A 12,447-nucleotide genomic window follows, 5' to 3' on the forward strand; every position below is an offset into this window, starting at 1 on the left:
CCTAGCGCAGCTTTAAGCGACGTCAATCCATCAGCTTGGAGGCCGCGCGCGCAAGGTTTTCGATACCGGCCCAATCCCCATCAATGACCATCTTTTTCGGCGCAACCCAGCTTCCGCCCGCGCAAACCACATTGGACAAGGACAGGTAATTCTTTGCATTTTCGGGCGACACACCACCGGTCGGACAAAACTTGATTTGCGGCAACGGTGCGCCGATCGCCTTCAACGCCGGTGCACCACCCGATGCTTCGGCCGGGAAGAACTTGAGCATGTCATAGCCCTTTTCCAACAGACGCATCGCCTCACTGGCTGTGGCGGCGCCGGGCAACAAGGGCAAGCCTTCGGCCTCGCAAGCCGCGATCAGAATGTCGGTGGCACCGGGCGAGACCCCGAATTGCGCGCCTGCCTCTTTCGCGGCGCGCACATCTTCGGGCGTCACCAAAGTTCCTGCGCCGACGACGCCGCCCGGCACATCCGCCATCGCGCGGATCGCGTCCAGCGCGGCGGGTGTGCGCAGAGTAACCTCAAGCGCGGGGAGGCCACCTGCGACAAGCGCCTCGGCCAAAGAGCGCGCCTGAGCCGCATCATCGACGACAAGGACAGGAACAATGGGCGCAAGTGCGCAGATTTCACGCGTGCGTTGGGTTTTGGACATGGGTCAAACTCCGAAAATACTGGCGCCGGTGTCTGCTGATCCGACATTTTGGCGGAAGGTAGCGAACAGGTCACGCCCCACGCCGTGTTGGTTGGCCGACAGATCAGCAGTGGCAGGGGCACGGTCCAGAACCCCGGGGGTCAGAATCTCCAACTCACCCTTCACCGCGTCGACGCGCAAGATGTCGCCATCCTGCAGGTAAGCGATCGGCCCGCCATCCAGCGCCTCGGGGCAGACATGGATCGCCGCAGGGATTTTGCCGGACGCGCCGGACATACGACCATCGGTTACAAGCGCCACCTTTTGCCCACGGCCCTGCAAGATCGACAGGATCGGCGTCAGCGAGTGTAGCTCGGGCATGCCATTTGCTTTGGGTCCCTGGAACCGGACAACAACGATGACGTCGCCGGTGAACTCTCCGGCCTTAAACGCGGCTTTCGCCTCATCCTGATCATGGAACACGCGTACAGGCGCCTCGACAACCTGATGTTCCGCGGCGACGGCCGAAACCTTCATCACGCCGGTGCCCAAATTGCCGGTCAGGCGCGACAACCCACCAGTGGGTTGGAACGGGTCTTTCGCCGGGCGGACGATTTTTTCGTTCAGGCTGTGGCCAGCGCCGTCTTCCCAAACCAACTCACCATTCTTCAGCTTCGGTTCTTTGGTATAATTCTGTAGACCCTGCCCCGCGACGGTCAGAGTGTCAGGATGCAGCAGCCCGTCTTCCAGTAGCGTTCCAATGCAGTACCCAAGGCCACCCGCCGCATGGAAGTGGTTCACGTCTGCCAGACCGTTCGGATAAACCCGCGCAACCAAGGGAACCACGGCGGAAATGTCAGAAAAGTCCTGCCAATCCAGCACGATACCACCTGCGCGCGCCATTGCGATCAGATGGATCAGCAGGTTGGTCGACCCACCCGTGGCCATCAGACCCACGATGCCATTCACAAACGCCCGCTCATCCAAAACCTGATAGACTGGTGTATAGTGGTTGCCCAGCGCACTCAGCGACAGGGCGCGGCGCGCGCCTTCCTCGGTCAGCGCATCCCGCAGAGGCGTGTTGGGATTCACAAAGCTGGAGCCCGGCAGGTGCAGGCCCATGAATTCCATCAGCATCTGATTGGTGTTCGCGGTGCCATAAAAAGTACAAGTGCCCGGTCCGTGATACGCTGCCATTTCAGCTGCCATAAGCTCGTCACGGCCGATCTCTCCTGCGGCAAATTTCTGGCGAATCTTGGCTTTTTCATCGTTGGGCAGACCGCTGGTCATCGGTCCGGCTGGCAGGAAAACAGCGGGCAGGTGGCCGAACGCCTGTGCGCCGATAATCAAACCGGGCACGATCTTGTCACAAACGCCCAGGAAAACGGCCGCATCGTAGGTGTTGTGGCTCAGCGCCACTCCGGTCGCCAAGGCAATCACGTCGCGGGAAAATAGAGACAACTCCATCCCCGCCTCGCCTTGGGTGACGCCGTCACACATGGCTGGCACGCCACCCGCAACTTGTGCAGTGCCACCTGCGGCTCGGATCGCATCGCGGATCAGGCCGGGATATCGCTCGAACGGCTGGTGGGCGGAAAGCATGTCGTTATAGGCGGTGACGATGCCCAGATTACCGGCCGTATCAGTGGCCATCGCTTGCTGATCCTCACCCGCACCGGCATAGGCATGGGCTTGACCGCTGCAAGACAAATGCGCGCGCGCCGGTCCCTTGGATCGGGCATGTTCCATACGCTCAATATGCGGGCCGCGCAGTTCGGCGCTGCGGTCGATGATGCGTTGAGTGACGTCGGTGATGACTGAATGTACCATGATTACCCTCCGATCTGACGCCAGCGGCGCCCATCGCGATGCATCAGCATCAGCGCTTCTTCTGGGCCGGAACTGCCCTGATCATATTTCGCGGGGCGATCTCCACGCTCTTCCCAACTGTGAATAATGGGGTCAACCCAGGCCCAGGCGGCTTCGGCTTCGTCGCCGCGCATAAACAGGGTTTGGTCGCCACGAATGACATCCATGATCAGTCGTTCATAGGCGTCCGGCGATTGTGCCTCGTCCCCAAGCGCCTCGGCAAAACTCATGTCCAGCGCAACATCTGACAGGCGGAACCCGCCCTGCCCCGGTTCTTTAATCGTCGTGCGCAGGGTAATACCTTCGTCCGGTTGCAGGCGGATCACCAGCACGTTGCCGTGCAGCGGGCCGACATTGGGGAAGATCGTATGCGGCGGATCCCGGAAAAACACCGCGATTTCGGATTCGCGGGCACGCAGGCGTTTTCCAGTTCGCAAATAGAACGGCACACTGGCCCAGCGCCAGTTGCCGATATGAGCCTTAAGAGCGATGTAGCTTTCGGTGCGGCTCGCGGGGTTGCCAACATGATCCAAATAACCGTCGCCGCCTTTGCTCGAACGATATTGGCCGCGTGCGATGTCAGACGGCGCAACGGGCTCCAGCGCCTCGATCACCTTGACCTTCTCATCACGCACGGCGTTGGGCGAAAATTTGGACGGAGGTTCCATCGCAGTCAGACACAGAAGCTGAACTAGGTGGTTCTGCACCATATCCCGCATTGCACCAGACTGATCGTAATAGGCTCCGCGCCCTTCGACGCCAACAGTCTCGGCCACGGTGATCTGAACATGATCGACATGTGTGGCGTTCCAGAGAGGTTCGAACAGGGAATTTGCAAAGCGCAGCGCCATCAGGTTCTGCACCGTTTCCTTTCCCAAATAGTGGTCGATCCGATATATCTGGTGCTCTTCAAAGCAGGCTCGCAGCCCGGAGTTCAGCGCCTGGGCTGAAGCGAGGTCGTGGCCAAAGGGTTTTTCGACCACGATACGGCTGTCAGGGGTCGCCATACCATGATCGCTGAGCCTTTTTGCGATACCAGAGAAAAGGCTGGGGCCAACTGACAGGTAGAACGCGCGTACAACGTCAGGACGCAAGGTGTTGGCAAGATCTTTCCAGCCGGAATCTCCCATTGCGTCAACGGGAACATATTCAACATGGCTTAGAAACTGATCCAGAACGTCCTTTTTGAATGCAGGCGCAAATTCTTTCATCGAGGCGCGTATTTGGTCCCGGAACCCGTCGCTGTCCATGTCGGACCGCGCAGTGCCGATAATCTTTGCGTCTTCGGGCATCTGACCGACTTCGAACCGATGATAGAGCCCGGGTAAGATCTTGCGCTGCGCCAGATCACCGGTCGCGCCGAATAGCACCAGATCGAACGGGTCTACCGGGATTACGCGTGAAACCATCTATGGGCTCCTTCAAATCTGCTGGCATCACTTAGGCGCAGTTATCACTGGTCCTTGTGATGCAAGCATTGTTACCGCTAACATTCAGGCACTGAATAGGGAAGCGCAACTGGAAAATCAACCCTGATTCCGCAACCACTCCATTACCGAGGATCGAACCGATTGGTCTCCACGATGGCGGGCGTCAGCGATGATCTTACGCAGTGACTGCAGATCGGCGCGCAACAGCACGCTTTTGACCGGGCCTATCGACGCAGGGCGCATAGACAGGGTCCGAATACCCATGGCTGCCAGACAAAGCGCCTCAACCGGTCGCCCGGCATCCTCGCCACAGAAAGACAACGGCGTGTTCGAGATATTGCAGCGTTCGACAATCCGTTCGATGAAGGTCAGGAAGCTGACATTCAGCGTGTCATAGCGTCGGCGCACCAGCTCGTTTTCGCGGTCAGCGGCAAAAAAGAACTGTTTCAGGTCGTTGCCCCCGATCGAGACGAAATCGACCTCGTCAAAGAACTTCTGCGGGGCAAAGGCGAGAGATGGCGTTTCCAGCATTGCACCAACTTCGATCGATTCTGGTAGCACATGACCAAGGCGCTTTTCGCGTTCGATGGTCTTGTTCACTTCCCAACGTGCTTCGCGGTACTCTTCGGCCTGCGCCACAAACGGGAACATGATTGTCAAAGGCCGCCCATTGGCTGCACGCATCAACGCCTGCAACTGCATCCGCATCACGCCGCGTTTGTCCAGACCAACGCGAATAGCGCGCCAGCCCAAAGCCGGGTTGGGCTCTTCGACGTGCTTCATGTAGGGCAGAACTTTGTCCGACCCGATATCCAGTGTGCGGAATACCACGCGCATGTCGCCAGCAGCATCCATGACGCGCTGATATTGTGTCACAAGCTCGGACCGCTTGGGCATCTGATTGCGGATCAGGAACTGAAGCTCGGTGCGGAACAGGCCCACACCCTCGGCCCCGGAATTGCCCAACGACGGCAGATCCGCCATCAGGCCCGCGTTCATAACCAGATTGATCCGTTCACCATCGCGCGTCACTGTCGGAGTATCGCGGATCGAGGCATAGCGTTCCTGAGCTTTGGCCTGCATTGCGATTTTATCGCGAAACGCGGAGACAACCGTATCTTCTGGACGCAGTTGGACCATACCCTGATCGCCATCGACCAGAATATGATCTCCGTTCAACGCCTCGGTCGTGATGTGCCCAACGTGAACCACCAGTGGAATTGCCAGGGCGCGAGCCACAATCGTTGCGTGGCTACCGACCGAGCCTTCCTCAAGAACGATCCCTTTCAACGAGCGACCATATTCCAACAGATCCCCAGGCCCGATATTTCGGGCAACCAGGATCGGATCCGGTGGCAGGTCGGCCCCGTTGGTGCCCCCCTGCCCGGTCAGAATGCGCAGCAGCCGGTTGCTGAGGTCATCCAGATCTGCCAGCCTTTCCCGCAGATAGGGGTCGGTAACCTGCCCCATGCGCGCCCGCGCTTGCGACTGTTCTTTCTCAACCGCCGCTTCGGCGCTAAGGCCCAGGGCAATGTCCTCTTCCATCCGGCGCATCCAGCCTTTGGAATTGGCAAACATGCGATAGGCTTCCAGAACCTGCAATTGTTCCTTGTCACCGCCCTGCGAAATCTCAAGCATCTTGTCGACGCCCACGCGCAGTTCATCCACGGCCTCGTTCAGACGTTCACGTTCGCGGTGGGGATCGTCAGCAATCGGGTTGGTGACGACAACACGGGGTTCATGCAACCAGACATGCCCTTCGGCAGATCCTTCCTGTGCTGGTCCCCCCTCAAATTGCACCGATTGCTGGTGCCGGGGTGAAAGCGCTGCGCCCTCGCCCACAAAGGCACCAAGCTCGGTCATCTCGGCCAGAACCATGGCGACCACTTCCAACGCATAGACCTCGTCAGCAGAATACACGCGCGCATCACGGGATTGAACGACCAGTACGCCTAGCTTTTCACCCAAACGCTGGATCGGCACCCCGATGAAGGACGAGAACCTCTCTTCGCCGGTTTCCGGCATATACCGAAACCCTTTGGTCGAAGGCGCGTCTGCGGTGTTCACGACCTTGCCTGATTGCGCAACATGACCAACAAGCCCTTCACCCAACCGCATACGTGTCTTGTGAACCGCCTCTGGCGACAACCCTTCAGTCGCGCAAAGCTCAAGGGTATCGGCATCCCGGAACAGATAGATCGAGCACACCTCGGCCCGAATACTGTCGGCAATCAGATGCGTGATCCGGTCAAGACGTTCCTGACCGGCGGCTTCGCTCGCCATCTCTTCGCGCAGCCGCCCCAGCAGCTTGCGGGATTCAGTTTCGGTGCCTTCCGCCATATCCCACCCAAATTACGGAATCAGGCGAGACCTTTGGCTGAAATGCTCAGGCCGCCTTGTCCAATTCAAAGGCATCATGCAGTGCCTGAACAGCAAGTTCCATGTATTTCCTGTCGACTAGGACGGAAATTTTTATCTCGGAGGTTGTAATGACCTTGATGTTGATCCCCTCATCCGAGAGTATCTTGAACATCTTGGCCGCCACGCCCGACTGCGAGCGCATACCGATACCCACGACCGAGACCTTGCAGACATCCTGATCCGCGACCAGTTCGGCATAATTCAGCTCACCCGCATCCTTGATCGCCAGCAATGCCTGTTCGGCGCGGGCCACCTGATCGGTGGGGCAGGAAAAGGTCATGTCCGTGCGCCCTTCGTCCGAGATGTTCTGCACGATCATATCGACATTCACGCCCGCGTCGCTGAGCGCGGTAAAGATAATCGACGCGATGCCCGGGCGGTCAGCCACCGAGACAACAGTCATCTTGGCTTCGTCGCGGGAATAGGCCACACCGGCCACAACATTGGATTCCATGATATCCTCCTCATCGCAGACCAGCGTACCAGCCTCGTCGGATTGTTCCTCAAAACTTGAGAGAACGCGCAGTTTCACCTTATACCGCATCGCCAATTCGACCGAGCGGGTTTGCAGCACCTTTGCCCCCAACGAGGCCAATTCCAGCATTTCCTCGAACGAAATACGGTCCAGCTTGCGTGCCTTCTCGCAGATGCGCGGGTCGGTGGTATAGACACCGTCAACATCCGTGTAGATGTCGCACCGCTCGGCACCGAAGGCGGCGGCAAATGCCACGGCGGTGGTGTCCGACCCACCCCGGCCCAAGGTCGTGATACGGCCTTCGGGGCTGATGCCCTGGAACCCGGCGACAACGGCAACCTTCATGCCCTCGCCAAACTTCTGGTTCAGGTTATCGGTCGGAATTTCTTCGATCCGGGCCTGGCTGTGGGCGCTGGTGGTCATCAGCGGAACCTGCCAGCCCTGCCAACTGCGTGCCGGGACATCCATTTCCTGCAGCGTCAACGCCATCAGACCAGCCGTGATATTCTCACCCGAGGACACGACGGCATCATATTCACGCGCATCATATAGCGGTGAAGTTTCATCGACCCAGCCCACAAGCTCGTTCGTCTTGCCGGACATGGCCGACACGATGACGATCACGTCATAGCCCTTCGCCACTTCGACGCCGATGCGCTTGGCTGCGCGGCGGATACGGTCAAGGTTGGCCACCGAAGTGCCGCCAAATTTCATCACGAGTAAGGGCATGGGGGCAAGTGTCTCCGCGCCTTGGATTTCTGGTCCCGTGCGTCTTATGCGAGGGGGGCCGCAAGGGCAAGAGTTCAAAACCAGTCGGATGGCCGCACCTGATCGCTTTACAACCGACCAAGAGGCTGTCAGCCTGCAACTCGCATTTATTCCCAGAGGTTCTCCATGATCCGCGCTGCCGCAGCCCTCGTCCTTTTATCCTCATCCGCCTTTGCACAGGTCTCAACGCTGGCTGCAACCGACGGCAAGAATGCACTGGGTACGGTGCCCTGTGCCAAAGGCGGAGCAGCGCTGAGCAGCTGCCACGCCGAGCTGCGACACCATGACGATGGGACCACGACCTTGGCAGTGGGGCTGGGCGGCGCCGAAGTACGCAGCATCTATTTTACCGATGGCGTACCGACCTCCAGCAGCTCACCGGCCCGGATCAGTCACGAAACACGGGGTGACCTGACAGTGGTCTTCATCGACCCCGATGAAGTTTACGAAATCCCCACGGCGGCTTTGAAACGTCAATAATCGTGCGGCTGACCGTCCCAGGTTTCAAAACACCCGGTCGTGGCCAGTGACAGTGACTCAAAGCGGCAAAGCAGCCCATTTGTTGCCTGATCCACAGTGATCTCAGCCTGAGTGCCGCCCATATCCGTCTGCACCCACCCCGGATGGTAGATGCCCACCGATATACCATCTGCACGCAGATCAGTGGCCAGATTCCGCCCCAAATTCAGGGCTGCTGCTTTGGACGCGCGATAAATATAGCTGCCACCGGGCGCGCGTGTGTGCGACGCCATCTGCGACGACAGGATCACAACTTTGCCTTGCGCTGCCCGAAGATTGGGCAAAAGCGCCTGCACGGTTAGAAACACGCCCGTCACATTGGTCGCAAAACTCTGCGCCCACATGTCGGCAGGATAGCCGTCCATTCCGTGGCCTTTGTCCAGATAAACCCCGGCGTTGCAGATCAACAGATCAACCGGACGACCCGCAAGCCCTTCTGCCATAGAAGCCTGCTGCTTCGGGTCTGTCACATCCAACACAAGCTGCGCACTGGAATCCCGGGCGGTTCCGGTTACGTCATGTCCCTGCGCGCGGTAACGATCTGCCAGAGCTTGGCCAATTCCGCGATTGGCCCCGGTGATAACGATATGCATGGGTCAGTTCGTTTTACGGGTGGGTAGGAAAGGCAACGGCGAAACGGGCACGCCGTCTTCGATCAGCGCTTTGGCCTCGTCGGGCTTGGCTTCGCCATAAATCGCGCGTTCGGGCGCATCGCCCAAATGGATCTTACGCGCTTCTTTGGCAAAATCCTTACCGACATAGTCCGAGTTTTCCTCGACCTTGCGACGCAGATCGGCCAGCACCTTCTCGATATCTGGCGACGGCGTCGCGACATCCACTTGTTTGCTTTGTGGTTCAGTTGTCTGCGCATTGCGGGCCGGACGAACGCGAGGGGTCATGATAGCCTTATCTACTTGCACGTCACCACACACAACGCAGGTCACCATACCTGCGGAGGCGAGTTTGTCGTAAGCGGCGGCCGATTGGAACCAACTGTCAAATGTATGGTCGCGGCTGCATTTCAGCGAATATTGAATCATGGTCCGTCCATTTTCCGGTAGGCAAATAGATACCGACAGACATGGCAAGATCAAGCCCTTCGAAAGGCGAGTCAGTGTAGAATCGGGCCAAGACTGCGTAACAAATGGGACAGTTCCGGCGATTTCACCAGAGAGGCCGCTTTTTTAGGCGAAACCCACTTTCGCTTTCGTTGGGCCCGTTCAGGAAATTCTGGCGCAATCGACGTAACACAGAGGGGAAAGACATCCACCAGACACAATACGGGGTTCGTACTGGAGTGGGGTTTCAAATATGAGAAACGGCCCATGGGCTTGTTTGCGCAATTGCCTTTAACCCCAGCCTCTTCCCAAGCTTCTCGTCTGGCGGTTTGCGACGGTGTCATATCCTCGATCAGCCAGCCCTTCGGTATGATCCAGCGCTTGGATTTGCGCGTTGTGATCAGCAAAACTCTGAGCTTTCCGTGTTTGATGCGATAGCATATGGCTGCCGATTGATGCTTAAGCCGCAGGTGCTGTTCGCTTCCCCGCAGACACGTCGGTTGCCTCGCACCGATCACGCCGCACCACCTTTCAAACTGCTTTCATCCTCAATCACCGGCCTTTGCGTTTCTTGTACATTTAGCGGCCGGCTGGGGTGAGAATACCATATGGTGCGGTTTCTTCCAAGTGTTTAGACAGGATTCAGACCCGAGCAGCCAGTTTCCGAACCAGATCTTCATGCGGGATATCTGCATCGATTGCCAGTCGCCGCAGCCCAAAGTGAACTCGGGCCACCTGCTGATAGTACCGGGTGTAGACGTAGTTTGTACCACCCCCTGCGATCGCACCCAGGACCGGTATCGATTGCGCAGCCAGCTTCTGGCCCAGTACAATGGACAGTCGCGGCGCTACCGCTGAAATTAGCTTTTGCATCGCTGGGCCAGTCAACGTCAGGCGGACCGAAAAGAAGCCCAGATCTGCGCCATCGTCAAAAGACAGTGGTCCGGCTGCAGACAGGACCCGAACGCAATCAAATTTGACGCCTTCCTCGGACGGATCGAACCCTTCGCGGAACGCCGCACCCTGAATGGCACGCAATAGCATGGCCGTTGTTGCAGGCAATTCCATCAGGGCAGTCGACACGCCACCCAAGCCACCGGCCGCCCCCATCGCCGTTGCGACAGCCGTGTTCACCCATGGCTTTTGATCCGGAACGGCCCGGCGCGACCCCTCGGCTGCGTGCATCGCTAGCCAAAGCGCCTGTTCCGTGGCCCCTGTCAGCCCCTGCCGCACAGATGCAGGCAGTTGTTCCAGCAAGGATTCTGCCGAACCTCCCAAACTGTTCAACAGTTTAACGCCGGGACCTCCGGCGGTTCTGTAATACTTGGCCAACCGATCCAATTCGGCATCGGTATCCAGCTTTTCGACTAGAAGCACGTCCTGCATATAAGCCCTCCTGACGTTAAACATCGGGGCTTAATGGCAGGGTTTCAATAGCTCAGCGGGTCCAGCGTGTGACCGGGCCACGCACATTCAACCATTCACCAGGGCTCAATTCCGCGCCTAAAACCCGGTCAGGGTTTGTTGGGGGCGGCATTTCCACACCGGAAAGTCGTGTGAAACCGAAACGCGCATAATAAGGCGCATCGCCCACCAACATCGCCCTTTGCCAGCCTATTTCGCGACCGGCCTCAAGCCCCTGATGGATCAGGAATCCCCCCAGACCTTCGCCTTGATGGGTCGGGTGCACGGCCACGGGACCCAGCAATAAAGCGTCGTGATCGCCCACATGCACGGGCCAGAAACGGATCGCCCCGGCCAGAATGCCCTGCCCGTCGCGCGCAACAAGGGAAAGACCCGACACCGGCGGAACATCATCGCGCAGACGATACGAGGACAGCGCCTCACGCCCCGGCGCAAAGCACAGGTCGTAAAGTGCCTCGACCTCCCACCAATCATCCGGCTCCTCCGGCCTGATCACGAACTGCTGCACCCTGCCCTCTTTTCCTAGCTGGCAATCGCCCTAGCACTTCGGTACGCCTTGGGCAAACGCTTGGAGATCTTATGTTCTATCGCCCCGAAGACGGCCACGGCCTGCCACACAATCCGTTCAACGCCATTATCACGCCACGACCGATCGGCTGGATTTCCACGCGTGACACAGATGGGATCAACAATCTGGCTCCGTATTCGTTTTTCAACGGCGTTGCTTACACCCCGCCGCAGGTGATGTTTGCTTCAACCGGAACCAAACACGATCAAGACGGCACGAAAGACAGTCTTGCCAATATCAAGGCAACGGGGGTGTTTTGTGTAAACGTCGTGGCCCACGCACATCGCGACGCAATGAATGCCAGCTCAGCAGGCTTGCCGAAACATGTCGACGAATTTGGCCATGCAGGCCTGACACCCTTGGAATGCGAAACCATCCCATGCGCCCGGATCGAAGGGGCTCCGGCAGCGCTGGAATGCAAGCTAACCCAGATCGTGTCCCTTCCGGGCGAGGCCAATCGGGTAGTGTTCGGAGAAGTAACCGGCGTACATCTGCGCGACGATTGCCTGAAGGATGGCATGTTCGACGTCACAACATTCCAACCGCTGGCAAGGCTTGGGTACCGGGACTATTCAGTAGTCACCGAGCTGTTCAGCCTTTCACGACCGGATGACTAATGCCGCTTCCTGACCCCTTACGCAGATACCCGATCACGCTCCCTGATGGCTCTGATCACAAGGGCACAGTTTTCCTGTCTGAAGCGATTGACCATCCCAGGTTTCAGGCCGGAGAATACAGCTACGCATCGGATTTTGAGCCGTCAGACGATTGGGCGCAACGACTTGCCCCCTACCTGTTTCCGTTTTCGCAAGAAAAGCTGGTGCTGGGGAAGTTCTGTCAGATCGCCCATGGCGTACGTTTCATCACATCATCGGCCAATCATTCAATGGATGGATTGACGTGCTTTCCGTTTCCAGTGTTTGACTCGGACGGAATGACCGGGTTTCAGCCGGACACGCGCGACACTCTCATCGGCCACGATGTCTGGATTGGCTATGGCGTAATGATCCTACCCGGTGCGCAGATCGGTTCGGGGGCAATTATTGGTGCCGGGTCTGTTGTTCGCGGAAACGTACCGCCCTATGCGATCATTACCGGGAACCCTGCCGAAGTACGGCGGTTCCGGTTCGAAAAGGACACCATCGACCGGCTTTTAGCATTGAACTGGTGGGATTGGCCCGCCGAGAAGATCGCCGAAGCCGAAAAGGCGCTTCTGTCTGGTAATATTGAAGAATTGGAACGGATTGCTCCAAAGTAAAAGGCGGCCAAAGTGGCCGCCT

At 58.2% G+C, this 12,447-nt stretch carries 13 protein-coding genes; 3 read left to right on the forward strand and 10 right to left on the reverse strand.

The window, feature by feature from the left end:
• Positions 1-22 precede the first annotated feature (22 nt).
• The 5 genes from eda to AC2FD9_RS20535 all read right to left on the reverse strand — a co-directional run bounded on the left by eda (position 23) and on the right by AC2FD9_RS20535 (position 7,558).
• Entirely contained in the window at positions 23-655 is a 633-nt protein-coding gene (gene eda, locus AC2FD9_RS20515; RefSeq protein WP_282120010.1) for a bifunctional 4-hydroxy-2-oxoglutarate aldolase/2-dehydro-3-deoxy-phosphogluconate aldolase, read from the reverse strand.
• Positions 656-658: 3 nt separating this feature from the next.
• A complete protein-coding gene (edd, locus tag AC2FD9_RS20520; protein WP_496838638.1) occupies positions 659-2,464 on the reverse strand; it encodes a phosphogluconate dehydratase in 1,806 nt (601 codons plus the stop codon).
• A gap of 2 nt (positions 2,465-2,466) precedes the next feature.
• Positions 2,467-3,912 carry a glucose-6-phosphate dehydrogenase gene (gene zwf, locus AC2FD9_RS20525; RefSeq protein ID WP_496838640.1) on the reverse strand — a complete coding sequence of 482 codons (1,446 nt, stop codon included), beginning with the start codon at positions 3,910-3,912 and terminating at the stop codon, positions 2,467-2,469.
• Positions 3,913-4,029: 117 nt separating this feature from the next.
• On the reverse strand, positions 4,030-6,273 hold the full coding sequence (gene ptsP / locus AC2FD9_RS20530) for a phosphoenolpyruvate--protein phosphotransferase (RefSeq protein WP_113790526.1): 2,244 nt from the start codon (positions 6,271-6,273) through the stop codon (positions 4,030-4,032).
• A gap of 46 nt (positions 6,274-6,319) precedes the next feature.
• Positions 6,320-7,558, reverse strand: a complete 1,239-nt coding sequence (locus tag AC2FD9_RS20535) for an aspartate kinase (RefSeq protein ID WP_058272246.1) — start codon at positions 7,556-7,558, stop codon at positions 6,320-6,322.
• Between the two features lie 165 nt (positions 7,559-7,723).
• Here AC2FD9_RS20535 and AC2FD9_RS20540 point away from each other — a divergent pair, with 165 nt between their 5' ends.
• The gene (locus AC2FD9_RS20540) at positions 7,724-8,077 is read left to right on the forward strand and encodes a hypothetical protein (protein ID WP_058272247.1); all 354 of its coding nucleotides are present in this window, start codon (positions 7,724-7,726) and stop codon (positions 8,075-8,077) included.
• Here AC2FD9_RS20540 and AC2FD9_RS20545 read toward each other — a convergent pair.
• From AC2FD9_RS20545 to AC2FD9_RS20565, 5 genes are all read right to left on the reverse strand, one after another.
• The gene (locus AC2FD9_RS20545) at positions 8,071-8,709 is read right to left on the reverse strand and encodes an SDR family NAD(P)-dependent oxidoreductase (protein WP_496838642.1); all 639 of its coding nucleotides are present in this window, start codon (positions 8,707-8,709) and stop codon (positions 8,071-8,073) included. The genes AC2FD9_RS20540 and AC2FD9_RS20545 overlap by 7 nt on opposite strands.
• Positions 8,710-8,712: 3 nt before the next feature.
• Positions 8,713-9,156, reverse strand: a complete 444-nt coding sequence (locus tag AC2FD9_RS20550) for a DUF1178 family protein (protein WP_496722721.1) — start codon at positions 9,154-9,156, stop codon at positions 8,713-8,715.
• A 71-nt stretch (positions 9,157-9,227) separates the two neighbouring features.
• Positions 9,228-9,692, reverse strand: coding sequence for an NUDIX hydrolase (locus AC2FD9_RS20555; protein WP_496838644.1), 465 nt, complete (start codon positions 9,690-9,692; stop codon positions 9,228-9,230).
• Between the two features lie 124 nt (positions 9,693-9,816).
• Positions 9,817-10,560 (reverse strand): EcsC family protein, encoded by a 744-nt coding sequence (locus tag AC2FD9_RS20560; protein ID WP_496838421.1) that lies wholly within the window; start codon positions 10,558-10,560, stop codon positions 9,817-9,819.
• A 52-nt stretch (positions 10,561-10,612) separates the two neighbouring features.
• Positions 10,613-11,107, reverse strand: coding sequence for a GNAT family N-acetyltransferase (locus tag AC2FD9_RS20565; protein WP_496838423.1), 495 nt, complete (start codon positions 11,105-11,107; stop codon positions 10,613-10,615).
• A gap of 71 nt (positions 11,108-11,178) precedes the next feature.
• On the opposite strand from AC2FD9_RS20565, the gene AC2FD9_RS20570 reads away from it, so the two are divergent.
• Positions 11,179-11,784, forward strand: coding sequence for a flavin reductase family protein (locus AC2FD9_RS20570; RefSeq protein ID WP_108861743.1), 606 nt, complete (start codon positions 11,179-11,181; stop codon positions 11,782-11,784).
• Positions 11,784-12,425, forward strand: a complete 642-nt coding sequence (locus tag AC2FD9_RS20575) for a CatB-related O-acetyltransferase (protein ID WP_496699804.1) — start codon at positions 11,784-11,786, stop codon at positions 12,423-12,425. Before AC2FD9_RS20570 ends, AC2FD9_RS20575 begins: the two co-directional genes overlap by 1 nt.
• Positions 12,426-12,447: the final 22 nt, after the last annotated feature.

The sequence above is a fragment of the Ruegeria sp. YTSC230 genome (assembly GCF_059609665.1).

Bases quoted from the DNA above. Each gene is read 5' to 3' on its own strand.
- eda (WP_282120010.1), bottom strand. From the start codon at position 655: ATGTCCAAAACCCAACGCACGCGTGAAATCTGCGCACTTGCGCCCATT.
- edd (WP_496838638.1), bottom strand. From the start codon at position 2,464: ATGGTACATTCAGTCATCACCGACGTCACTCAACGCATCATCGACCGC.
- zwf (WP_496838640.1), bottom strand. From the start codon at position 3,912: ATGGTTTCACGCGTAATCCCGGTAGACCCGTTCGATCTGGTGCTATTC.
- ptsP (WP_113790526.1), bottom strand. From the start codon at position 6,273: ATGGCGGAAGGCACCGAAACTGAATCCCGCAAGCTGCTGGGGCGGCTG.
- AC2FD9_RS20535 (WP_058272246.1), bottom strand. From the start codon at position 7,558: ATGCCCTTACTCGTGATGAAATTTGGCGGCACTTCGGTGGCCAACCTT.
- AC2FD9_RS20540 (WP_058272247.1), top strand. From the start codon at position 7,724: ATGATCCGCGCTGCCGCAGCCCTCGTCCTTTTATCCTCATCCGCCTTT.
- AC2FD9_RS20545 (WP_496838642.1), bottom strand. From the start codon at position 8,709: ATGCATATCGTTATCACCGGGGCCAATCGCGGAATTGGCCAAGCTCTG.
- AC2FD9_RS20550 (WP_496722721.1), bottom strand. From the start codon at position 9,156: ATGATTCAATATTCGCTGAAATGCAGCCGCGACCATACATTTGACAGT.
- AC2FD9_RS20560 (WP_496838421.1), bottom strand. From the start codon at position 10,560: ATGCAGGACGTGCTTCTAGTCGAAAAGCTGGATACCGATGCCGAATTG.
- AC2FD9_RS20570 (WP_108861743.1), top strand. From the start codon at position 11,179: ATGTTCTATCGCCCCGAAGACGGCCACGGCCTGCCACACAATCCGTTC.
- AC2FD9_RS20575 (WP_496699804.1), top strand. From the start codon at position 11,784: ATGCCGCTTCCTGACCCCTTACGCAGATACCCGATCACGCTCCCTGAT.